This is a genomic window from Shewanella kaireitica, from assembly GCF_023284045.1.
GTDB lineage: Bacteria > Pseudomonadota > Gammaproteobacteria > Enterobacterales > Shewanellaceae > Shewanella > Shewanella kaireitica.
In genome coordinates, this window is sequence record NZ_JAKIKQ010000003.1 from 499445 (window position 1) to 524189 (window position 24745).

A 24745-nucleotide genomic window follows, 5' to 3' on the forward strand; every position below is an offset into this window, starting at 1 on the left:
TTAGACAATTGCAGTAACGCCTCAGCGCGGTAGGATTATCCATGACAAAAAGAACTATAACCGTCATCCCAGGTGATGGGATTGGCCCAAGCATTATCGATTCAGCACTAAAAATTCTCGATAAAGCGGGTTGTAATTTTGACTATGAATTTGCGGACGCAGGTCTTGTTGCTCTCGAAAAGCACGGTGAACTAGTACCTCAACGCACGCTCGATTTAATCGAAAAAAATCGTATTACGCTTAAAGGCCCATTAACGACTCCAGTCGGTGAAGGTTTTACCTCTATCAACGTGAGCCTACGCAAGCAATTTAGCCTTTACGCTAACGTTCGCCCAGTATTGTCTTTTAAGGGTACTCAAGCACGTTACGACAATATCGATATCATCACCGTTCGTGAAAATACCGAAGGCATGTATTCAGGCCTAGGGCAAACCGTTTCAGATGATGGTGCAACCGCGGAAGCGACCAGTATTATTACTCGCCAAGGTGCAGAGCAAATTACGACTTTTGCCTACGAGCTAGCCCGTAAAGAGGGTCGTAAAAAGGTTACTATCGTTCATAAAGCTAACATCATGAAGTCAACTTCAGGTCTGTTTTTAAAAGTCGCGCGCGAAGTGAGCTTGCGCTACCCAGACATCGAAACTGAAGAGATGATTGTTGATGCAACATGTATGAAGTTAGTCATGAGTCCTGAAATCTTTGACGTGATTGTTACCACCAACTTATTTGGTGATATCTTGTCAGATCTTTGTGCAGGTCTTGTAGGTGGTCTTGGTATGGCACCAGGTGCAAACATTGGTAGCGATGCTGCAATTTTTGAAGCAGTACATGGCAGTGCACCAGATATTGCAGGAAAGAATCTTGCGAACCCGACATCAGTAGTTCTAGCATCAATTCAAATGCTTGAATACCTAGGCATGAGCGACAAAGCTGAGCTTATTCGCAATGCAATTACTGCAGTGATTGAAGAAGGTGACCGTACAACTCGCGATCTGGGTGGTACTCATGGTACAACTGATTTCACACAAGCCGTTATTGAGCGTCTTTCGTAGATAGAAGTTCTTGCGCTATGCACACTAAAAAGGCCCCAAGTGTTTAACACTTAGGGCCTTTTGATTAAGCGAATTTTATGAAGAAGGCTGCGCTGGCTTTAAACATAAATGCACTGTGACTTCGTCACGGTCATGATAAAGATGTTTAGCCGCCATGCTAAAGTCTTTAATGCCATTCTCTTTCAAGATTTCAGCCATAGTGTCCAGTATGGTAGTCACTTCTTTATAGCGTGCCTTCATTGGCAACTTCAAGTTGAATATCGCTTCCTTGAACCAACCATTAATCGCCCAAGCTTCAACAAGTTCGGCCACTCGAGCTGGTTTTTCAATCATGTCACAAACCAACCAAGTGATATTTTTTCTTGGTGGTTCAAAACGGAAACCGTCAGCTTGATAATGTTTTACCTGACCCGTTTCCATTAACTTTTCATCCATAGGCCCATTATCAACCGCAGCGACAAACATACCACGCCTTACCAACTGATAAGTCCAACCGCCTGGACAAGCACCGAGATCAACCGCTCTCATACCACTGCTAAGACGGGTCTCTTGCTCATCTTTAGGGATAAAGTGAATAAAGGCTTCATCCAATTTTAAAGTAGAACGACTTGGTGCATCAGCTGCGACTCTAAGACGCGGGATCCCCATAAAGTATGGAGAACTGTTATTGCTTAATGAGAAGCCAACATAAGCTTGACCAGGAGCAACAAAACAGACATGAATAATCGGGCGTTTAGGGTTTTCTTTCTCTAACAAGTTACCCGACTTTCTTAACGCTTGTCTTAACGGCACCGTAAACTTACGACAGAAATTAGACAGCTCTTTTGCTTCATTGGTATCAGGTGTTTCAACTCGTAACTCACCCGCTTTATGTATATCAGCCAAAGCTTCAACAATCGGTGTGATACGATCTTGTTCAGGTAATCCCTTTAATAGCGCTTTAGCGGCAAACATCTGTCTAGCAAAAATCAACGAATCAAGACTGATGTTCTTTGCTAATATCTCAGCATCACCCGCTTGGAAACACTGAAATATCACATAAGCATCATTGGTGTTTGTTTTAACAAAACCACCAATATCGAGCTCAGCGGCACGCACTTGGATCTCTGCCGCGCAATCTTTCTCATAACCAGCACGGCAAAATAAAAATAGGTTTATCATTGAATTTCCTGAAGATAACGAATAAAAATAGCGGCCAACAAAACTGCTGCCCGCTATTTTACACTTTTACTGCCCAGTAGGGTACTGCCAGTATATTGCTGTACTGTTTAATCGAGCTCTTTAACTCGGTTTCTCCACACTGCGACAGCAATAAACAACCAACCGAGAAGAAAACAAACACCACCCAGCGGTGTAACGGGACCCGTCCACTTAGTGCCGAGTAAAGCATATAAGTAGAGCGAACCTGAAAACAGGACAATCCCCAACATAAAGAGATAACCAGCCCAATCCAATAGGCGAGATTTAAGCCAATGGCCGGCGAACGCAACCACAATCAATGCAAAGGTATGATAAAACTGATACTCAACTCCAAGATTGAAGATTGCTATCATCTCGGCAGAGGCAACATTCTTAAGCCCGTGCGCGCCAAACGCCCCAAGGGCTACCGCCATAAAACCACTTAACGCTGCCAATAATAAAAAACCACTACGCATTTAGCCTCCTGAATCTCATCAACCTAATGCTGTGAGTTAGATTAAATTTACGCTAGATCGACACTACGACGTCAAAGCATTGTCAGCCTATAAACGTCTGGATCTGTGAAATAGCTTTCGCTAGATTAGCCTCAAACGTGGTACCTGACGACTTTCTTGGTTTAAAACTATGATCACCATCGGTTAACCAGTGCAATTGCACTTTATCCATTACCGGCCAAGTTTCAACTAAACCTTTATGGCCAAACTTATCGCGCTCGCCTTGAATGACCATAAGCGGTGCTTTGCACTTCTCGATAGGCTCAAGCCGAGGCTCACCGCCTTTTAAAGGAATAAATGGGTAACCTAAACAAACAACGCCATCAAGCATCAAACTTTCAGCCAAAATGGCAGACATACGCCCTCCCATCGACTTACCGACAAGAAATACTTTTTGTGGCTTAAAATGCTGCTTTAATATACTCAGCTGCAAGGCATAATCGGCAATCAACTTTGGCGCGCGATCTGGCGGACGTCGTTTACCGTCGATAGCATTGGCGCGCATATAAGGAAAATTGAAACGCACAACTTGCACATTTGCTTGAGCTAGGCCGCTAGCCAACAGCGCCATAAACTCATGCTGCATATTTGCACCTGCACCATGAGCCAGAATAATGAGCGTATCGCAGTTTTGCTGATCATTAGCAGCAGGAGGCGTTAAAAGGTATTCGCCAGCATCATAGGCCAGCTCGTCTGCACTTAGCTGTTCTACCGCAGTTGAAATCGCCCCCTCTAAGTATGCTTGCTTTAATTTATCCGGTAAGGAGCTCACTGCGAGTCTCCTCTTCAAACATATCAAGCATCCACTCTCTAAAAGCCGCAACCTTACCAATGTCAGCATGGTTTTGCTGACAAACTAAATAATATGCATTTTTACTGACTAGAACCTCAGGAAATGGGCATACCAAACGACCAGCTTTAATATCAGGTCTAGCGAGTACACTGTAGCCTAGCGCTACACCTTGCCCATGAGCAGCAGCTTGTAGCACCAAGGAGGAGTGACTAAATATGGGACCTTGGTTCACATTAATATCCATAATCCCACATTGTCTAAACCAAGCTTGCCAATCTTGACGGCTAGAATCATGTAACAGAGTGTGATTTTTTAGATCACTTGGTTTCTCTAATGGCTTAGGACCACTTAACAACATCGGTGAACAAACTGGAATAAGCACTTCATTACGCAGTTTATCGGCTCGCATTCCACTCCAATTTCCAAGGCCATAATAGATGGCAACATCGACGTCATCGGTCAACGAACCATCCTCATCATCGACGGCTTTAATTCGTACATCAATATCTGGTTTTTTTTCACTAAACTTGGCAAGCCGAGGTACTAACCACTGAATAGCAAAACTCGGAGAAGTCGCTACAGTTAAGGAGCCTATAGCACTTCTTGCGAGTAATCTATCAGTCGCGTCAGCGAGTTGTGTAAAGATATCTTTGATATCAAGAAAGTAACTTTGTCCCTCTTCTGTTAATAAAAGAGAGCGGTTTTTACGCCTGAATAACTTTAGCCCTAAATATTCTTCAAGCGCCTTAATTTGATGACTCACTGCCGCTTGAGTCACAAACAGTTCCTCCGCCGCCCGCGTAAAGCTCAAATGCCTTGCTGCAGCCTCAAATGCCTTCACCGCATTAAGGGGGGGTAGTCGTCTGGCCATAGTGATCGAGATCCCGTTTTTTAATTAGTTTTTCTAATGAGTATTGTTACATTTTATCGTTTGTAAAGGCCAGTGGTTTTGGTTAAATTTTGCGCCAACGAAATGATACTAGTTGGACAACCTCTACGACGTAATTGGGGAGTGTCTAACAACCCCAAATTTAAGCCTGGAGGCTATTGAACATGTTAAACCTTAAAACTGTATTTGTTATCGCACTCCTATCAGCTTCTACCGCTGTTAGCGCAGATGAAATTGCTGTAGACACCACAGACCTTGAAGCGACATTAACTGCTAACTTAGCAGAAAGCATGGAGTTAATGCAGGTACAGTTAACCGAAGAGCTAAACACTATGCTTGTTGCTGAAGAGCTGCAAGAAGACAAAGCGACTAAAACAGTTCAGCTAGCTGACTAGTCACTTAACAAATATTAATACAGTAGAGACGCTCTCAGGCACTTTAATCGATTGATAAAAGTTAGGCCATAGATGGAAAACCATCTCTGTCTCGTGATTAATATATAAAAAGCCACCTAAAAAGGGTGGCTTTTTTTGTGTCTATTGAAAAATATTCCACTTTAACATCACAAAAAAAGCGACCTTGGGGTCGCTTTTTCATCAAATAGTGTCGCTGCTACTCTTTAAGGTCGGTAAACCTTAACATTACTGTAACCCTGCTCCTGCAAATAAAGCGCTTGTAGCTTACTCATCACACCGCGGTCGCAATACAATAAGTAAGTCTTACCTTTATCTAAATCTGCAAATTGAGTCGCTAACTTATAGAATGGAATAGTTTTGGTTTCAATCCCTTCAATTTCTAGCGGGTCTTTCTCTTCCTCTTCAGGCGCACGTACATCAATGATCACTTCATCAGTACTGATTGCAGCAACCGTTTCTGCTTCAGTAATTTTGGTATCCATCTGAGTTGCAATCTCTTTGATGTCAATAATGACAGCATCTTGAATCACTCTATCAATCAGATCTTCAGAGAACTTAGCTTCTTCAGCTTCTACTTTTGACAGTACCGCTTTCACGGTTGGTTTCTGTGAAATCACGCCGCAGTACTCTGGGATCGACTTAGCAAAGTCCTCTGTACCAATCTCGCGGCTTATATTGATAATATCTTGCTTATCCATCGCAATTAACGGCCGCAATATAAGCTGCTCTGTACAACGGTCAATGACATTGAGGTTAGTCAAGGTTTGGCTAGAGACTTGCCCCATCGCTTCACCAGTGACCAATGCCTGGATCCCCATTTTGTCAGCAACGCGTGCAGCAGCTCGCATCATCATACGCTTAAGTACCACCCCCATCTGGCCATTGTCGACTCGTTCTAGAATCTCTTGTACCACAGGATCAAATGGCACAGAGATAAACTTAACTTTGTGTGATTCACCGTACTTCTGCCATAAATGGTAGGCAACCTGCTTAACACCAATTTCGTGTTGATCGCCACCTAAATTAAAGAAGCAGTAGTGGGTACGCGAACCACGCTTGATAAACTGATAGCTAGAAACACCAGAATCGAAACCGCCCGATATAAGTGACAACACATCTTCTTGGGTCGCCATTGGGAAACCACCAAGACCTTGAATACGTTTATCAACGAGATAAAGCTGTTCGTTATCTATCTCTAGATTTACCGTCATGTCAGGGTTTTTCAGCCGTACGCCAGCAGCTTCAGTAAACTGGTTTAGACCACCACCAACATAGCGCTCAACTTCAATCGAGTTAAAGTCATGCTTACCCGCGCGCTTAACGCGCACACAAAATGTCTTTCCTGCTAGCTGGTCTTTATACACGGCTAACGTTTGCTGATAGATATCATCAACAGACTCAAACGTGCTTACATTCACTTGCAACACATGAGCAATACCGGGAATACAAGCTAAACGCTCGCCAAATGCTTCAATCAAATCAGGTCTATCATCTGGCACCATCACCATGATTTTGTCCCATTGACGTTGTACTTTTGCGGACTCATCTACTTTTTTAAGTACATTACGAATATTGGTTTCAAGCATTTTGGTAAAGCGCATTCTTACCGGCTTGCTTTTCATCATGATTTCAGGGAACAGTTTTACGATAAATTTCATTGGTCTTCCGCGGGGGCAAATTTAAACAGCAATAGGTGGATTATAACAATATCCCGACACGTTTGCGTATATCTGATCTGTCATTATCGGCGAATATTCGTCTTTGCAACCATGAAAGTCGTATATAAAGCAGAGGAATCCCTAAGTGGAGTGCAGATAGCAACACTAGCTGCTATCTGCTCGAGCGGATAGATTAACTATTTTGAGACTTGGATCTCGTCAGACTCTTTTGCTTTGCCCTGTTCGATAGCGATTTCGACACGGCGATTGCGCGCCCTATTTGCTTGAGAGTTATTTTCGACCAATGGCGCCGATGAAGCCATCCCCACAACCTTGAGCCGCTGCTGATCAAAGCCTTTTACTCTTATCATTTCGTGGGCAACCGCTACAGCTCGTTTGCTCGACAGGTCCCAGTTTGAGCTATAAAGCTCATTGGAAATATTCCAATCATCGGTGTGACCAGATACGGTAACAATACCCGGCACATCTTTTAGCAGCTCGCCGACTCGTCTAACAATTGGCTTAAAGCGCGGTTGTAGAAAACCAGAACCCGATGCAAAGGCGCCTTTTTCTCGAATACGAATAATAATCTGCTGACCTAGAGATTCTATTTCAATCGCGCCATCAACAATCTCTTTATTGAGCTCTTGCGCCATTTTCTTAACTTGTTGATTAATTTGTTCCTGAGCAGCGGCTTCTGCTTTGGAGGCTTCACTTTTAGACTCTGAAGTTGACTTAGCTAGCGCTTGCGCATCTTCTTGCTCTTGGGCTGTCGACGATGACTCGCCGCCACGCTGCTCACCTCGCTGCTGTTGTACGCCACCAGCACTGTCATCTTCACCCGCCTGAAACTCTAACATCGGCTCAGTCATTTCATTGGTTTGCTGATTGATGATTTCAATCGGAGTAGACTCAGGCCTACCAGGCCTAAACTCCAATGCAATGACCGATGTTCCTTTAGGAATATCTTTAACTTCTACCTTATTTTGTACCCCAAATGCATACTTCATTGAGCCCGCAATCTGCTTAAACTTCATCACATCCATTTCAGAGAATGCGAGCAAAAGTACAAAAAAGCACATCAACAGGGACATCAAATCGGCAAAGGTTGCCAGCCATAGCGGCGCCCCAGGTGGCGGACAGTCACATTTGACTTTCTTTGCCATGGAGCTAAGCCCCGTCCAAGGTATCTATTGTGCGAGCTTTTTCAGAAAGATAGTTCTTGAGGAACCCCTCAATGACACGAGGATTTTGACCATCTTGAATAGCCAGTACAGCATCCATGATTAAATTTCGATTTAGCATCTCTTCGCCCATTCTTAGGGACAATTTATCCGCTATCGGTATCGCAACCATGTTAGCCACTACAGCACCATAAAGTGTCGTCAGTAGAGCAACCGCCATCGCTGGGCCAATGGATTTAGGATCGTCCATGTTTGATAACATACCCACCAAACCAATCAGCGTACCAATCATTCCCATAGCCGGCGCCACATCGCCAATGGATTTAAAAATACCCACACCGGTTTTATGGCGCTCTTCAGTCAAAGCGATATCTTTTTCTAGCGCATCGCGAACCACGTCACCATCATGGCCATCCACTAGCATATCGACCGCTTTTTGCATAAAACTGTTGCTAATTTCAGCCTCTTCTAACGCTAAAAAGCCACCTTTGCGAGCGGCATCAGCCATCGTTATTGACTGTTCTATCAAATCTTCAGGTTTATCAATTTTAAAAATGAATGCTTTGGCTGCGATTTTAGCTGCACCGAAAAATTGCTTGAGGTTATACTTCATCATCACAACAAACAGTGAGCCTATCATCACAATCAAGATAGAGGGCACATTAATGAAAATCCCTATGCCACCGCCACTTGCCATCGCCATGATAACAAACGCGAATGCGCCAATCAGTCCTATTAGGGTTGCTAAATCCAAAATTGCTCCTCAAATACCAATATAATCACGCTGCTAATACAATTGAATGCTCACAATAATAACTAAAAACGCTAGCGTCGATAAAATCCATAAGCGACAATATTACGCTTGCAACGTGACGGCAAGCACCACGTAAATAAACGGCTAAATAGCACTCACATTTTCAACATTGCACCTAATATAGCGACCAAAGTTAAGATCTCTTGAGTGATATTTCCCGCAATTGTTACGTTAAATCCGTTAAAATAGATCCCAAATGTATATTTCACGTATTCACTCAACAGACGATTACCAAAAGCTGTCGATGAAATTGCGTAAATAAATGTGCTTTTAGTGGACTTTTTTCACACGAAAACGTGCTTTTGTGCAAATAGTCAACGGCTTAATTTGACCCTTGTGCCCTGCTGATATACTTTGTGTATCGCTTAATTCTAGGAATGATCATCGTGGCAAAAAAACCAGAAAACCTCTCTTTTGAAGAATCACTTTCCGAACTAGAAAAAATAGTTGCTGACTTAGAGCACGGTGATGTCTCTCTCGATGACGCATTAAAGCAATTCGAGCGTGGAATTAAGCTTGTGCGTAATAGCCAAGGTAAACTAGAAAATGCCCAGCAAAAAGTCGCAGTGCTTATGGCTGATGAGGGTGTTGACGCGCTTAAGCCTTACCACATTGAGGGCGAGTAATTGTTAGCAGAGTCACTTGTTACCTACCAACAACGTATAAACCAGCTGCTAGCTACTCGTATTGATGCGCTTGACGATATCGATCCTAAGCTAAAAGCTGCGATGAAACATGGCGCCCTAATTGGCGGCAAGCGTATTCGCCCCTTCTTGGTTTATGCCATCGGCGAGATGCTAAACGTTAAACTCGAAACATTAGATTCTTGTGCCGCAGCAATTGAATGTGTTCATGCATACTCACTTATCCATGACGACCTTCCCGCCATGGATGACGACGCACTGCGCCGCGGTCAGCCGACTGTACATATCGCCTTTGATGAAGCGACAGCGATTCTAGCTGGCGATGCCTTGCAAGCTCTGGCATTTGAAATCATCAGTGAGCCAATTAAAAATATTGTCCCATCACAGAATTTAGCTATGGTTAAAGCCTTGGCAAATGCCTCTGGTTACAGTGGCATGTGCGGCGGTCAGGCGATGGACTTAAGTGCCACAGATAAGCAGATAGAATTAGCCACCCTTATCCAGCTGCATAAACTCAAAACGGGTGCACTAATCCGCTGCGCAGTCGAGTTTGCCATTATTGCAGCAAAGATTAACGATGATGAACGACAAGCTTTACTCGATTTTGCTGACGCCATAGGGCTGGCATTTCAGGTACAAGACGATGTTTTAGACATAATTGCCAGTACCGAAGAGCTTGGAAAGCCTCAAGGTTCTGACACAGATTCAAATAAGAGCACTTATCCGAAGTTGCTTGGTTTAGAAGGTGCCCAACAAACTGCAGCAAGTTTGATTGAGGACGCACTATCAGCGCTGGCTAAATTACCATACAATAGCCAGTTAATTGCCGAATTCGCCCGTTATATCATTGAGCGAAGAGTATAAATAAGAGACAAAGAATCTCGATATGAGTTTTGATATTTCTCAATTTCCTGTGTTAGCACAGGCAAATACCCCAGATGAGCTGAGACAGCTCCCTCAAGCCGTTCTGCCACAATTGGCTGACGAACTTAGAGGTTTCCTTTTGAAGTCAGTGGGTAAATCAAGTGGCCATTTTGCATCAGGCCTTGGCACTGTCGAACTGACAGTGGCGATCCACTATGTCTATAACACACCATTTGATCGACTTATTTGGGATGTTGGCCACCAAGCCTACCCTCATAAAATCCTTACTGGTCGTCGTGAAAGAATGCACACTATTCGCCAAAAAGGTGGAGTTCATCCTTTCCCTTGGCGCGAAGAGAGTGAATACGACACCTTTAGCGTTGGCCACTCAGGTACTTCCGTGAGTGCTGCACTTGCTATGGCTGTTGCTGCTGAAAAAGAGCAAGCGGGTCGTAAAGTGGTTTCTGTTATTGGTGATGGTGCAATGACTGGCGGTATGGTGTTTGAAGCCATGAACCACGCCGGCGATCTGCACAACGACATGCTAGTGATCTTAAATGACAACGAGATGTCTATCTCTGAAAACGTTGGGGCGCTTAATAATCACCTCGCCCAGCTGATGTCAGGCCGCTTTTATACCACTATCCGCGAGAACAGCAAAAAAGTACTTAAAGGTATGCCTGTCATCAAAGAGATGGCGAAGCGCACCGAAGAGCACCTTAAAGGCATGGTTGTTCCAGGCACTATGTTTGAAGAGCTCGGCTTTAATTATATTGGCCCTATTGATGGCCATGACGTTGATGCCTTAGTTGAGACCTTACGCAATATGCGTAACCTCAGCGGCCCCCAAATTTTGCATATCATGACCAAAAAAGGTCGTGGTTATGAGCCTGCAGAAAAAGATCCTATCGGCTGGCATGCTGTGCCTAAGTTTGATCCGTCAACCTTTGAAAAGCCGGCTAGCAAGCCAAGCGACCCAACCTTCTCGCAAGTGTTCGGTAAGTGGCTTTGTGATGTGGCTGAGAAAGATGAAAAGCTATTAGCTATCACCCCAGCAATGCGCGAAGGCTCTGGTATGGTTGAGTTTTCTCAGCGCTTCCCTAAGCAATATTTCGATGCAGCAATTGCCGAGCAGCATGCGGTCACCTTAGGTGCAGGTTTTGCCTGTGAAGGCTATACGCCAGTAGTCGCTATTTATTCAACCTTCCTACAGCGTGGCTACGATCAACTGATCCACGATGTGGCGCTGCAGAAACTACCAGTGGTATTCGCTATCGATCGCGGCGGTATCGTTGGCGCAGATGGTCCAACTCATCAAGGGGCATTCGATTTAAGTTTCATGCGCACCGTGCCAAATATGGTCATCATGGCACCGTCTGATGAAAACGAATGTCGTCAGATGCTTTATACCGGTTATTGCTATAAAGAGGGCCCAACAGCAGTACGTTACCCTCGTGGCAGTGCTACAGGTGCTAAGCAGGTCGAAACTATGACGGCACTGCCAATAGGTAAAGGCTTGGTTAAACGTCGCGGTCAAAAAGTTGCCATCCTTAACTTTGGTACTACGCTGGCAAATAGTTTAGTTGCCGCAGAAGCATTCGATGCCACCGTTGCAGACATGCGTTTTGTTAAGCCACTTGATGTCGACTTGGTAAAAGAGTTGGCTGAAACTCATGATGTGCTAGTTACCGTTGAAGAAAACGCCATTATGGGCGGCGCAGGCTCAGGAGTACTTGAGCTACTGCAAACACTTAAGTTGCCAAAACCAGTGTTACAAATCGGCTTACCTGATGAGTTTATTAAGCACGGCGCACCTAATGAAATTATCAGTGAACTCGAGCTTGATGCTGCGGGTATTCAAAAGCAGATTGAAGAGTATTTAGCTTAAACTAATTTAATCAGTATCAGATATAAAAAAGGACTGCAGTCGCAGTCCTTTTTAGTCTTTAAACTATTTAGATACTAAAAAGTTTAAAGACGTATCAGCTAATATCTACTAGCCTTGTGACACCATTACCATTGCAGGGCGCAGTAGACGCTCGTTAAGGGTGTAACCTTTCTGCATTACCATCATCACAGTATTGGCTGGGAAATCAGTGCTTGGCTGCATACCAATCGCTTGGTGAAGCTCAGGGTTAAATGCTTCGCCTTGCGGATCGACTTGCGTTAAACCAAACTTCTCAACCGCACTCACAAAACTCTTAGCCGTTAGCTCAACGCCTTCATAAATCGCTTTAGTCGCTTCAGCTTCTGCATCGGTTCCCTGAAGCGCCCGCTCCATGTTATCGAGTACAGGTAGCAGTTCGTTGGCAAACTTCTCAAGCGCAAACTTACGCGCTTTCTCGACATCAATCGCAGCGCGGCGACGAATGTTGTCCACTTCAGCAGCCGCTCGGATCACTGAGTCTTTTTGTGAATCCACAGTTGATTGCGCTTCTTGCAAAGCCTTCTCTAGCTCTTCAACACGAAAGTTTGCTTGAGTCAGTTCGTCCATTAAAGAGGCTTCATCGCTACCTTCTGTCAGTAGTTCACCTTCTACAATCGATTCAACTTGCTCATCAATTTGGTTATCTTGTGCTTTATTTGTTTCGTTGCTCATTTTTGCTCCAGCTAAAAATGCTTTGTTTCTGCATGCTCTGGGCATATTATGGGGATCAATTTTGAGGTTTCAAGGCCTAAAGCCGGATCTGACACAAATATGAGCAATACCTTTCACACTATTGGACTTATTGGCAAACCTAACCATGAAGGAACCAATCTCACCCTAAAGAGATTGCATCATTGGTTAACAATGCAAGGCTACAGCGTCTTGGTTGAGGAGCGCGTTGCCGCCGATGTCGGCTCACATACTCACTCGGTCGATCTGTTAGAGATTGGCGCGCAATGCGATCTCGCGATTGTTGTCGGTGGTGACGGTAATATGCTTGGTGCTGCACGTGTGCTGGCAAGGTTTGATATCGCCGTTATTGGGGTTAACCGGGGTAATCTTGGATTTCTTACCGATTTGCCACCAGATTCTTTTGAAGAGGCTTTATCAAAAGTACTAGAAGGTGAATTTGATACCGAACATCGTTTCTTACTTGAAGCTGAAGTACACCGTCATGGTGAGCTTAAATCGAGTAATACCGCCGTCAACGAAGCCGTACTTCACCCGGGTAAGATTGCCCATATGATTGAGTTCGAAGTCTATATTGATGACAAGTTCATGTATAGCCAACGTGCTGACGGTATGATTGTATCGACTCCAACCGGCTCAACCGCTTACTCGTTATCAGCAGGAGGTGCGATCCTCACGCCTAACTTAGAAGCGATGATTTTAGTCCCCATGTTCCCTCACACTCTTTCTTGTCGGCCGATAGTGGTCGATGCTTGCAGTATTATTAAGCTTGTAGTGTCACCACATAATGGTGACAACTTAGAGGTGAGCTGTGATGGCCACGTCAACTTATCGGTACTGCCAGGTGATGAGATTATTGTCAAACGTAGCGCCGATACCCTTAGGCTCATTCACCCTAAAGGGCACAACTACTTCCATGTTTTACGAACCAAGTTAGGCTGGGGTAGCAAGCTGTTTTAATATTTCTTGGGTCAGTAGCAAAGCTACTGACCCTACTCTTTCAATCATTTACACACTGTCTTTTATCCGCAACAAGCTAATAACAGCCTACTGTTTAAGCAACTTATCACACTGGCAACGGGCGTTATTTAAAGTAGTTATTGGTTAGATAATCACAACGAGAACCACATTAAACATCTCTAATCAATTCGAAGACTGACCATATAAATAAATTTAAAGAACAATTAAACCAATAACATAGATAATTACCCAGTCATTTAAACTGTACACCCAACACCAAAAGCGTGACGTGGTTCACATCGAGGTTTTGTTACTGTAACCAAAGTTAACGTCACAACACGAAAGTATTAGATCAAATAACGCATTTCGCCTGTCCATTTTTACTGTTTTGTCTGCTGAACTATCAAAAAAGCGTCGTAAATAGCTTTAAGCAAAGAAACGAGCGTGATCTAGATCACAGCCAAAAAAACTAGCAAACAATGACGCATCTCACTACTAGCATTCTCAACCACAATTAAGGTACAAACTGATCTAGATCATATTAGCGTTAGCCTATTTAACGTTTAGTACACACCTCAACCCGTCAGTATCAAAAATTAAGCATAAGTCGGGTACTAACAATTGAAGTTCGCCACCCAATAATCAACGAGGCAAGCATGACCTTTATTCAACTACTCGCAAGCTTAACGCCGATAATCAGTGTAATGCTGTTTTTGGTGCTTTTACGGATGCCAGCATCAAGAGCAATGCCCATTTCCATGGTTTTTACAGGCCTAGCTGCTGTTTTTGTTTGGCAAATGGATACCACTTTTCTCGCAGCGTCAGTGGTTGAAGGTCTACTTTCAGCGTTAACACCATTAACCATTATTTTCGGTGCCGTATTCCTGCTTAATACGCTTAAGTACTCCGGCGCTATGGATACCATTCGTGCAGGCTTTACCAACATTAGTGCCGATGCCCGCGTGCAGGTCATCATTATCTGTTGGCTATTTGGCTCGTTCATTGAAGGTTCAGCAGGCTTTGGCACACCAGCAGCGATTGGTGCACCACTGCTAGTTCTATTGGGCATTCCTCCTATCGCCGCAGCGGTCGTCGCGCTGATTGCCGACTCGACCTCTGTCTCGTTCGGCGCTATTGGTCTACCCGTTTTGTTTGGTATGGATCAAGGCCTTACTCAAGGTGGCGTAAATATGGCTGCCGAGCAAATTGCACAGCATGGTGGCAGCTTTGCTGATTATGCACAGTTCATCGCAATGCACATGATCACCATCGATTTAATCACCGGCACGCTTATTCCATTAACCATGGTCGCGATACTCACAGGCTTCTTCGGCCGCAATAAATCCTTTAAAGAAGGCTTAGCTATTTGGAAGTTTGCGCTATTCGCTGGTCTTTCATTCACTGTGCCAGCATGGTTAATTAACTACTTTGCCGGCCCAGAGTTCCCATCAGTAATTGGTGCGCTTGTCGGGATGGCAATTGTGATCCCAGTAGCTAAGAAAGGATACCTTCTACCAAAAGAGCCTTGGAATGATTTCGCCGAGAATGATGGCCAAGAGCGTAAAGAGCTGGCAACAGAGGCGAAGTTCTACCAAGTTGCCGCATGGTCTCCATACATTATTATGGCTGCACTACTGGTTCTATCGCGCACCGTTGAACCATTAAAAGTTTGGTTAACTAGCTTTAATATCAGCTGGACTGGCCTGTTAGGTACAGAGCTAAAAGCAGGCTTTGCCACGCTATACGCACCTGGTGCCTTCTTCGTACTGGTGTGTATCTTAGGTTTCTTCCTGTTTAGAATGAAGTCTCCTGCGATTAAAGAATCCATTTCAGTTTCGTGTAAGTCGATGGTGCCAACTATCATTTCATTAGGTGCATCTGTACCTATGGTGAAAATATTCCTTAACTCAGGTGAGAATGCCTCAGGACTTGCCTCTATGCCGGTAGCACTGGCTGACACATTAGCTGGCAGCATGGGCGCGGTTTGGGCTTGGGTTTCACCGATTGTAGGGATCTTCGGCGCCTTCCTATCAGGCTCAGCGACCTTCTCCAACATGATGTTCTCCGGTCTTCAGTACAGCGTTGCCGATAACATAGGTGCTAACCATGCGCTAATCTTAGCCATGCAAGGTATTGGCGCTAACGCCGGTAACATGATGTGTGTGATGAATGTTGTCGCTGCCGCAACCGTTGTGGGTATGGCTGGGCGCGAGTCTGAGATCATCCGTAAAACCATGCCTGTTGCACTAGGCTATGCTTTAGTCGCTGGCACCATTGCCGCGATATGGGGCGGTTTCTAGTTCAAAACTAATCAAATTAATAACAATAATATTGAGAAAGCCGCATAGCGCGGCTTTCATCCACTCTTATAGAAGTGTGTAGAGATAGAATCGATGTCAATTAATTATGAAGCTGTATTAAGAGATCTACGTAAGCAAGTTGGTGAGGACGCCGCCACAAACGATCCTGTACGCCGTTTTGCTTGGTCGACTGACGCCAGTTACTTCAGAATCGTACCTGAGATAGTTGTCCATGCGGACACGTTGGAGCAAGCCAAACGTACACTCGCTATTGCTCGCACTTATGGCGCGCCAGTCACCTTCAGAGCCGCAGGTACCAGCCTTTCAGGTCAAGCCATTGGTGAAGGCATTTTACTTATTCTGGGTCACGATGGCTTTAGAACACTAAAAGTAAGCGATGATGCCAAGCAAATCACTTTAGGTACCGCTGTTATTGGCGCTGATGCTAACGCCGCGCTAAAACCATTAAACAAAAAGATTGGCCCGGATCCTGCCACGCTTGCTTCTGCAAAAATAGGGGGGATTGTGTCAAACAATGCTTCAGGCATGTGTTGTGGTACGGCGCAAAACAGCTATCAAACAATTGCATCAGCAAAGTTGCTTTTTGCAGATGGTAGTGAACTTGATACCGGCTGTGACGCATCTAAGGCTGCGTTTACTAAGACTCATCCAGAGATGATAAAATCACTGCTAGATTTAGCAGAGATGACGCTAAGTAATCAGACCCTGGCTGACAGAATTCGTAAAAAGTTTTCCATTAAAAATACCACAGGTTATAGCCTTAATGCGTTGGTCGACTTTAGCGATCCGTTTGAGCTTATCAACCACCTTATTGTAGGCGCCGAAGGCACCCTCGCCTTTGTAGAAGAGGTGACCTACAACACCGTCGATGAAGCGCGCTTTAAAGCATCGGCGATGGCGGTATTTTTCAATATGGAAGATGCCGCAAAAGCGATTCCACCATTAGTCGGTGATAGCGTTGCCGCAGCCGAACTGCTTGACTGGGCATCGATTAAGTCTGTTACTGGTAAAGAAGGTATGCCGCTCTGGCTGTCTGAGTTACCTGAAGGCGCATCAATTCTGCTTATTGAATCCCGTGCTAATAATAAAGAGACGCTTGAACACTACACTCAAGATGTTATCGCCAAACTTGCCCATATTGATACTGAGCGCCCTATTACCTTTAGTGACGACCCCGCAGTATTTGGTCAATACTGGGCGATGCGTTCAGGACTATTCCCAATTATTGGCGGCGAGCGACCAAAAGGGACCTCTGTCATTATTGAAGATGTCGCCTTTGAGCTAGAGCACCTTGCTGCTGCAGCGAATGATTTAACTGAACTGTTCCATAAGCATAACTACCCTGAAGGCGTTATTTATGGGCACGCGTTAGCAGGAAACTTCCACTTCATCATCACGCCAACATTTAATTCCCAAGCCGATATTGAGCGCTTCCATGCCTTTATGCAGGATGTGGCTGAGATGGTGATCAACAAATATGACGGCTCGATGAAAGCCGAGCACGGCACAGGTCGTGCAGTGGCTCCCTTTGTAGAGATGGAATGGGGCAGTGATGCTTACACCTTAATGAAGCGCATTAAGCAGATATTTGATCCAGAAAGTCTGTTAAACCCAGGTGTTATTCTTAACGACGATAGTCAAATCCACGTTAAAAATATTAAGCCATGTCCAGTGGTCGATGATTTGGTCGACAAGTGTATCGAATGCGGCTTCTGTGAAAAGACCTGCCCGACATCAGCACTTAACATGTCACCGCGCCAGCGTATCGCCACCTTACGTGAAATTGAGCGCCTAGAGCAATCTGGTGATAAACAAGCTGCCGGCGAAATGCGCGCTGCCGCTAAATATGACGTAGTTGATACCTGTGCGGCTTGTCAGCTTTGTACCATTGCTTGCCCTGTAGATAACAGTATGGGTCAGTTAGTGCGTAAACTGAGAACCCCTTACATAAGCACCACAGAGCAAAAAGTGCTAGATTTCCAAGCTAAGCATTTTGGTGCCGTTAACCAAGTGATCAGCACGGGCTTTGACGTATTAGGCACTATTCATAAAATCACTGGTAGCGCTGTTACTGGTGCGATCATGAAAGCTGGTCGCGTAGTGACAAAAGAAGTGCCTTACTGGAATCAGGACTTCCCTAAAGGCGGTAAGCTACCAAAACTTTCCGCGCCAATTCCAGGGCAAGAAACCGTGGTTTACTTCCCTGCTTGTGGTGGACGCACATTTGGCCCGACACCAAAAGATCCTGACAATAGAACCTTGCCAGAAGTGGTTGTGACTCTGCTAGAGCGCTCTGGTTACAACGTTATCACTCCAGAGAAAACCCGTGATCTATGCTGTGGTCAAATGTGGGAGTCAAAGGGTGATTTTAAAAATGCCGATGCAAAACGCAAAGAGTTAATTGAAGCGGTTGCCTCTATGACTCAAGGCGGAAAACTGCCAGTCATTATTGATGCGTTATCTTGTACCTACCGCACGCTTGCCGGTGACAGCTCATTAACCGACAAGGTTGAGATTGTTGATATGGTCGACTTTATCCATGACAAACTACTGAATAAGTTAACCATAACTAGCAAGAAACCTGCGGTTGCACTGCATCTTGGTTGCAGCGCACGTAAGATGAAGATTGAGCCAAAAATGGAAGCTATAGTCGATGCTTGTAGCACACAAGTCATTCGACCAGCTGGCATTGATTGCTGCGGATATGCCGGTGAGAAAGGACTTTATAAGCCCGAAATCAATGCCAGCGCCCTAAGGAATATCAAAAAGCTCATCCCAGTAGATGTCAAAGAGGGCTATTACGCTAACCGTATGTGTGAAGTTGGCTTAACTCAACACAGCGGCGTGTCATACCGTCACTTAGCTTATCTACTAGAAGAGTGCACTCGATAGTAACCGCTGTAAATAACTTACTTAGGTTTACCTGTTAGTTACTACCGACAAAACTTAAGCTGAGCAGACTAAAGGTAAAGAATTAGAGGCTATATCTGCCTCTAATTCTTTTTGCTTTTCATTAACATACGCGCCCCAATCTCGCCACCCCACTTTTAAAATATAAGATTTATAACATTAGAGCTTTAACTCAATATCTTCATATTATACAGTTACCTAGCTTGTTTTCATTTTTGCAAAAGTCTCTCTATTTATTTGCTAAATTAGCACTACTTTTTATAAGGTTATGCGCCTATATTAATCGGGTGAGGAAACCTAAAGCGAATATCGAGCTAAGTTAAAGTCCGCTTCTTGCAGGCTTTTTGCGGCTCTTAAATCGCATAATAATGTCTGCAAATAGAAGAGAAAGCACAATGAAGATAGCACTTTTCATTCCGTGTCTAGTGAACCAAATGGTCCCAGAAGTTGGGGTAGCGACACTTGAACTACTAGAGAAACTCGGTCACCAAGTCATCTTGCCTAGCGGTCAAACCTGCTGCGGCCAACCAATGACAAACTCAGGCTGCTTTAACGAAGCCAAAAAAACCACATTAAAACTGCTCAATGCCTTTAAAGGTGTTGAATGCGATGCCATCGTCTGCCCAGCGGCTTCTTGCTTAGTCGCTGCTAAAGAAAATTTTCACGAATTCGATGACAGTCCTGAAGCACAAGCTGTTATAGCAAAACTATATGAATTAACAGAGTTTTTGCACGATGTTGCACCTATCCCAGCCTTTAGCAAACCCTTCCCCCACAAAATTAGCCTACAGATGAGCTGTCATGGTATTCGCATGTTGGACTTGGCGACTCCAAGTGAGCAGATGGGACCGCGCATGAACAAGTTCGAAGCAGTGCTGGCTGCCATACCTGAAATTGACATCGTTTACCCTGATAGACGCGATGAGTGTTGCGGTTTCGGGGGCACATTTGCGGTCGATGAAGGCGCGGTATCAGCCAAGATGGGTAAAGATAAAGCTCAAGCTCATGCGGCAACCGGCGCTAAATATGCTGTTGGGTTTGATCCATCTTGCCTGCTGCATATTGACGGTATGGTGAGACGTCAAAAATTACCGATTGAGACGCGCCACATCGCTCAAATCATTAATGCAGCGCTATAGGAGCAGACATGTCGACTTCAAAATCTAACGTTCATGCCCATAAAGCGGAGATCTTCTGTAAAGATGAATCTCGGGTAGATTGGCACTCTAAAGCTCTTTGGATGCTGCGTGAAAAGCGAGATAGAGCTGCGGGCAGCTTACCTGAATGGGAGCAGTTACGCCATATTGGCTCTGAAATGAAACTGCATACTCTGACGCATTTAGCCCAATATTTAGAAGAGTTTGAACAGAACTGTGTTGCCAACAATATCAAAGTCCACTGGGCAAAAGATGGTGCAGAGCATAACCAGATAGTTCATCAAATATTAGCTAAGCACCAAGTCAAAAAGGTGGTTAAGTCTAAGTCGATGCTTACCGAAGAGTGTCACATGAATCCTTATTTGGAAGATCGTGGCATTGAGGTTATCGACACCGATTTAGGCGAGCGCATTATTCAGCTTGCCAAAATGCCACCATCGCATATTGTGGTACCCGCTATTCATATGAAAAAAGAGGAAGTGGGTGACCTTTTCCATGAAAAGCTGGGCACGAATGCTGGCGCTTCCGATCCGCTCTATTTAACCCGTGCAGCACGTAGCCATCTGCGTGAGCAGTTTTTATCAGCCGATGCAGCAATGACTGGCGTCAACATGGCGGTTGCCGATACAGGTGCTGTAGTGGTTTGTACTAACGAAGGTAATGCCGATATGGGCGCTAACTTACCTAAGTTACAACTGCACTCAATGGGCATAGACAAAGTCGTACCGGATCTTGATAGCGCAGCGGTGCTGCTGCGAACACTAGCAAGAAATGCCACAGGTCAACCGATCACCACTTATAGCTCTTTCTACCGCGGTCCACAGGAAGGCGGAGAGATGCACGTCATTATCGTCGATAATGGCCGCACCGAGATGCTTAAAGATAAGATCTTAGCTGAATCGCTGAAGTGTATTCGCTGCGGTGGCTGTCTAAATACCTGCCCGGTTTACCGTCGTTCTGGTGGTTACAGCTATAACTACACCATTCCAGGTCCGATTGGTATTGCTGTTGGTGCGCAAAATGATGATACCAATTCTATACCTTGGGCATGCACATTATGTGGCAGTTGCACCTATGTGTGTCCAACCAAAGTGCCGCTGGACAAGATCATTCACCACCATAGAAGACTAAAAGCTGAAGCTGGAAAGCTGCCTTATGGAAAATCGAGTTACATGCCATTAGTGGGTAAGTTTATGGCCAGTGAAACCGCACTTAACTGCTCGATGGGCATTGCCCGCACAGCACTTAAAATACTTCCTGGCAGTGTGCTTAAGCCATTCTCAGGAGCATGGGGTAAATATCGCGAATTGCCAGTGGCACCAAACTCAAGCTTTGAAGCTTGGTTTAAGAAAAACAGAGGTTAACAACATGTCGAGCAAACAGGAAATTCTCAATGCACTTAAAAGTGCCGCGATTAGCCCGCAAGCAATGCCATGTATTGATATCGCGCCGCGTATCGACGACTTAGTCGGTCAATTTGAAACAAGCTTAAATACTGTTGCTGGTACGCTGCACCGTGATGGTGGCCTAAGCGCCTTGCAAACCACGGTTGATGAGCATATTGCAAAGGGCATGCAGATCATCTCCATGGTCGATGGCATTATCGGTAATCGTGAAGTCAGTGATACAGCCCATGAGCTTAAAGATATCGACTACGCCGTGATCCCTGGTGATTTAGGCGTTGCTGAAAATGGCGCTATCTGGGTTAACAATAAAAGTCTTGGCCATAGAGTCACGCCTTTTATCTGTGAGAACTTACTGCTGGTGATTGAAGCTAAAAGCATTGTAGCCAATATGCATCAGGCAGCAAAACTGATGACTTTAGCAACTGGCGAATTCGGCACTTTTATCGCAGGTCCTTCTAAAACAGCTGATATTGAGCAAGCTTTAGTCGTTGGCGCTCATGGTGCCTGTAGTTTGAATGTCTATCTGACTTAGTCTTAACAGTTCATCAATTTAAATTGGTTGGCAGTAACAAAAATGAGGTGCTCATATCGAGTCACCTCATTTTCTTATTTATCTATATCAATCAGTTTACCGTATGGTGTAATCGAGCTGCACACTCGACTTGGCAGCGACCGCTTTACCATCAACAAACTTAGGTGCATATCGCCACTTCTTCACTGCTTCAAGCGATGCTTTATTAAAATTAGAACCTCCCTTTGAATCAAGAATAATCGGATCAACGACAAAGCCCATCTCATTAACGGTAAAACTTATCTGACTCCAGCCTTCTTTTCTCTTTTTAAGCGAAGACATAGGATACTTTGGCTGCACTCTGAATAACGGTGTCTGCTCCTGCTCTGAACTCCAAGGCTGCATGCTACCGATGGCAATACAGTGCTGAGTTGATTTATCACTCTGGCCTTGCTTTTCATAAAGTTCAACTAATTTCGCGTGCGCTGCTAATTCATAAGGGTGGTCAAAATCTAGCGCTTCAAATTGCTCGATCACATACAACAATGCCGTTTCTGCTTTATCGTAATGCTTCTCGGCATATTCAATCGAACCAACTGTATAAGCCGCTAATACTCGCTTCATTGAGTTTTCAGGCAGTAGTTGCTGGTAAGATTCATAAGCATCAAGCATATAATCACGGACTGTGCGAGTATAGAAACGACTGTTCGACAGCATTTCAAAATAAGCTTTCTGCGTATCGGCCAGTAGCATTGCATTATCTGAGTCTTCAGCAATGTCTAATGCGTCATTCAAGTATTCTCGGGCATCTTTTTTACTACTGGAATCCGCTAAGCCCATTAACGGATCGATTAATTCAACCGCGTCAGCGCCATACTCTTTCTTATAGTTAACCAGTGCAACTTTATACAGCGCAAACGCTTGCTCTTTTAGGGCATCTGCTTTCGCTTTATTTTCTTCAGTATAGGTATTAGCCGGTATATTTTGGATCGAAGCATCGCCAGCATTTAGGGCTAGCATGGCAACATCAAGACTATCGGCGGCAAATTTTTGTTTGCCGAGTTGATAAGCTTGCAGCGCATATTGCTCAATATCGGCACTGTTTTTTGCCACTACAGCGGCTTTGTAAGCTTTATAGGCATCACTAAACTCAGAGGCTGAAAGTGGGCTAACCATTAACATTGACGTAGACAATGCTACGACTAAGATAGCTTTGGGGAGTAACTTCATTTTTAACATCCTGTTTTATAAACTCATATTGGAAAATTAAGCCCTGCTTACAGGCCTATAATTTCGCAATAACAACGATTCCTTTTGCTACTTTACTTTTTTATGACTTACTTATACAAGTCATACTTATGAATGAATAGGGGCAGTTGATCTTTCACGGTTGTTTTTGCCGCAGTTTATTGGCAATTTTGACAAGGCGGAGGCTATGCCGTTTAGTTATTCGCCACAAATAGTCTACAACACGGTAAAAATAGCCAAGAAACGCGGCCCTTTGGGTTCGATTCAATGCATCTATTCTTTTATGACTAGAATGTGTTAGGAGCTTTTCACTTAGCCAGCTAAGCTTCATCGCTCAAACCTTGTACTAGAAGCATTATTCCTTACGGTAAAGAACCGAACAAAAACTAAGCTCGAAAGAACAGCAGCCCCTAATTTAATTTCTGTACATTTTTAGTTCTATCTCTAACACCCTAGTCTTTTGCTTGCTGTTATCAATGCAGCCTCAATCTGCTCACGATTGAGAGCCGACATAGACAGTAGCTCTATTCTTGAGGCCATCGCATCATCAAGCTCAACAATTGATAACTCAGACTCGACACCATTAAAGCCAGCGATACCTTCATCAGTGATCATCACCGCTTTCAACCGAACAAAATCGAGACCTTTTACAAATTCAAGCAGCTTATCAAAATCAAATTCGTAGCTGACATCAAATACCCAACCACAACTGTAAAAACCATCAGCTTGCTTGGTCTTACATACTACCCCACGCTCATCAAAATCAAGTTGTTGCACACTGGTATCCGGCGAAAATAGCGGACTGTAATTGATATCTAGCAAACGTGTTTTGGGTGCAGTAGTAATTGCTTGCACGGCTGGGACATTTTTCGCAGCAGATAGCTTATGAGGCAAGTTGATTGATGCTAGAATCGTAGGCATTAACGCTTCATTCTGGGTATGACTCCAAGGCTCTACCGTCATGGTTTGATTGGCAACGTTGGCCTTAAGGTAATCTTGCAGCTCGCCAACATGCCCTTCATCATAGCAATCAGCTTTACTGGCAAGCACCAGATCTGCCACCTGCAATTGCTGATTAAAAATCTCATGCTGGGTATAGCGACTATCTCTGAGCTTTCGTGCATCAACTAGAGTGATACATGACTTCATTGATAACACTTGCTGATAATGGGCTTGAGTTAACACCTTTAGCACCTCTTGAGGATGACCCAGCCCTGTCGGCTCAATCAATAAACGGTCAGGCTTAGCCTTAGCGATCAACTGATTGATTGCCACCTGCATGGGCAGACCAGCTGCGCAGCACATACAGCCGCCAGCAACCTCTTTAATTTCTACTTGCTGGTTATCATTACCCAGCAGGCCAGCATCAATACCTATTTCGCCAAATTCATTGACTAATACAGCCCAAACTTCACCAGATGGTTTTTGGCTTAGTAACGTTTTAATGAATGAGGTCTTCCCTACACCGAGAAAACCGGTAATCACATTAGTCGGGATTATTTTTTGGATCATTGTGGCTGCTCTTTTACGCAAGTTGCTCGAGATTCTAATCGGGAATGGAGGTCAATGTCACCACTGATGTGCGGATCATCAACCGAAACGAATGC

Annotated in this window: 21 protein-coding genes; 11 read left to right on the forward strand and 10 right to left on the reverse strand. The window is 44.5% G+C overall.

Features of this window, described 5'->3' with window-relative positions; all coding sequences use genetic code 11:
• Positions 1–41: 41 nt before the first annotated feature.
• The gene (locus tag L2730_RS07035; protein ID WP_248973938.1) at positions 42–1052 is read left to right on the forward strand and encodes an isocitrate dehydrogenase; all 1011 of its coding nucleotides are present in this window, start codon (positions 42–44) and stop codon (positions 1050–1052) included.
• A 75-nt stretch (positions 1053–1127) separates the two neighbouring features.
• On the opposite strand, the gene rlmM is transcribed toward L2730_RS07035, so the two are convergent.
• From rlmM to L2730_RS07055, 4 genes are all read right to left on the reverse strand, one after another.
• On the reverse strand, positions 1128–2213 hold the full coding sequence (gene rlmM, locus L2730_RS07040) for a 23S rRNA (cytidine(2498)-2'-O)-methyltransferase RlmM (RefSeq protein ID WP_248973939.1): 1086 nt from the start codon (positions 2211–2213) through the stop codon (positions 1128–1130).
• Between the two features lie 107 nt (positions 2214–2320).
• Positions 2321–2707 (reverse strand): DUF423 domain-containing protein, encoded by a 387-nt coding sequence (locus tag L2730_RS07045; RefSeq protein ID WP_020913646.1) that lies wholly within the window; start codon positions 2705–2707, stop codon positions 2321–2323.
• An 82-nt stretch (positions 2708–2789) separates the two neighbouring features.
• Positions 2790–3434 carry an alpha/beta fold hydrolase gene (locus tag L2730_RS07050; protein ID WP_283105672.1) on the reverse strand — a complete coding sequence of 215 codons (645 nt, stop codon included), beginning with the start codon at positions 3432–3434 and terminating at the stop codon, positions 2790–2792.
• Positions 3435–3498: 64 nt separating this feature from the next.
• Positions 3499–4410: a transcriptional regulator GcvA gene (locus tag L2730_RS07055; protein ID WP_248973940.1), complete on the reverse strand. Its 912-nt coding sequence runs from the start codon at positions 4408–4410 to the stop codon at positions 3499–3501.
• A gap of 182 nt (positions 4411–4592) precedes the next feature.
• On the opposite strand from L2730_RS07055, the gene L2730_RS07060 reads away from it, so the two are divergent.
• Positions 4593–4823 (forward strand): hypothetical protein, encoded by a 231-nt coding sequence (locus L2730_RS07060; RefSeq protein WP_248973941.1) that lies wholly within the window; start codon positions 4593–4595, stop codon positions 4821–4823.
• 224 nt (positions 4824–5047) lie between these two features.
• Here L2730_RS07060 and thiI read toward each other — a convergent pair whose 3' ends face one another.
• The 3 genes from thiI to pomA form a co-directional block, all read right to left on the reverse strand.
• A complete protein-coding gene (thiI, locus tag L2730_RS07065; RefSeq protein ID WP_248973942.1) occupies positions 5048–6502 on the reverse strand; it encodes a tRNA uracil 4-sulfurtransferase ThiI in 1455 nt (484 codons plus the stop codon).
• 197 nt (positions 6503–6699) lie between these two features.
• Complete coding sequence (locus L2730_RS07070; protein WP_220737264.1) at positions 6700–7668, reverse strand: flagellar motor protein MotB; 969 nt, start codon at positions 7666–7668, stop codon at positions 6700–6702.
• Positions 7669–7672: 4 nt separating this feature from the next.
• Positions 7673–8440, reverse strand: a complete 768-nt coding sequence (pomA, locus tag L2730_RS07075) for a flagellar motor protein PomA (protein WP_248973943.1) — start codon at positions 8438–8440, stop codon at positions 7673–7675.
• A 446-nt stretch (positions 8441–8886) separates the two neighbouring features.
• On the opposite strand from pomA, the gene xseB reads away from it, so the two are divergent.
• Genes xseB through dxs form a run of 3 tightly spaced genes read left to right on the forward strand, consistent with a single transcriptional unit; the run spans position 8887 to position 11896 of the window.
• Positions 8887–9126: an exodeoxyribonuclease VII small subunit gene (gene xseB / locus L2730_RS07080; protein WP_248973944.1), complete on the forward strand. Its 240-nt coding sequence runs from the start codon at positions 8887–8889 to the stop codon at positions 9124–9126.
• On the forward strand, positions 9127–10008 hold the full coding sequence (ispA, locus tag L2730_RS07085; protein ID WP_248973945.1) for a (2E,6E)-farnesyl diphosphate synthase: 882 nt from the start codon (positions 9127–9129) through the stop codon (positions 10006–10008).
• Positions 10009–10030: 22 nt separating this feature from the next.
• Positions 10031–11896, forward strand: coding sequence for a 1-deoxy-D-xylulose-5-phosphate synthase (gene dxs, locus L2730_RS07090; RefSeq protein WP_248973946.1), 1866 nt, complete (start codon positions 10031–10033; stop codon positions 11894–11896).
• Between the two features lie 108 nt (positions 11897–12004).
• Here the strand turns inward: dxs and grpE are convergent, their stop codons facing one another.
• The gene (gene grpE, locus L2730_RS07095) at positions 12005–12607 is read right to left on the reverse strand and encodes a nucleotide exchange factor GrpE (protein ID WP_220737274.1); all 603 of its coding nucleotides are present in this window, start codon (positions 12605–12607) and stop codon (positions 12005–12007) included.
• Positions 12608–12706: 99 nt separating this feature from the next.
• Between grpE and nadK the strand changes: the two genes are divergently transcribed.
• The 6 genes from nadK to L2730_RS07125 all read left to right on the forward strand — a co-directional run bounded on the left by nadK (position 12707) and on the right by L2730_RS07125 (position 21911).
• Positions 12707–13585 carry an NAD(+) kinase gene (gene nadK, locus L2730_RS07100; protein ID WP_248973947.1) on the forward strand — a complete coding sequence of 293 codons (879 nt, stop codon included), beginning with the start codon at positions 12707–12709 and terminating at the stop codon, positions 13583–13585.
• A 656-nt stretch (positions 13586–14241) separates the two neighbouring features.
• On the forward strand, positions 14242–15885 hold the full coding sequence (locus L2730_RS07105; protein WP_248973948.1) for an L-lactate permease: 1644 nt from the start codon (positions 14242–14244) through the stop codon (positions 15883–15885).
• Positions 15886–15978: 93 nt separating this feature from the next.
• A complete protein-coding gene (locus L2730_RS07110; protein ID WP_248973949.1) occupies positions 15979–18798 on the forward strand; it encodes an FAD-binding and (Fe-S)-binding domain-containing protein in 2820 nt (939 codons plus the stop codon).
• Between the two features lie 413 nt (positions 18799–19211).
• Positions 19212–19955, forward strand: a complete 744-nt coding sequence (locus L2730_RS07115) for a (Fe-S)-binding protein (RefSeq protein ID WP_248973950.1) — start codon at positions 19212–19214, stop codon at positions 19953–19955.
• Positions 19956–19963: 8 nt separating this feature from the next.
• A complete protein-coding gene (locus tag L2730_RS07120) occupies positions 19964–21337 on the forward strand; it encodes a lactate utilization protein B (RefSeq protein WP_248973951.1) in 1374 nt (457 codons plus the stop codon).
• 4 nt (positions 21338–21341) lie between these two features.
• Complete coding sequence (locus L2730_RS07125; RefSeq protein ID WP_248973952.1) at positions 21342–21911, forward strand: LutC/YkgG family protein; 570 nt, start codon at positions 21342–21344, stop codon at positions 21909–21911.
• A 96-nt stretch (positions 21912–22007) separates the two neighbouring features.
• Here L2730_RS07125 and L2730_RS07130 read toward each other — a convergent pair whose 3' ends face one another.
• Positions 22008–23129 (reverse strand): energy transducer TonB, encoded by a 1122-nt coding sequence (locus tag L2730_RS07130; protein WP_248973953.1) that lies wholly within the window; start codon positions 23127–23129, stop codon positions 22008–22010.
• A 453-nt stretch (positions 23130–23582) separates the two neighbouring features.
• Entirely contained in the window at positions 23583–24650 is a 1068-nt protein-coding gene (locus L2730_RS07135) for a CobW family GTP-binding protein (protein WP_248973954.1), read from the reverse strand.
• Between the last annotated feature and the right edge of the window lie 95 nt (positions 24651–24745).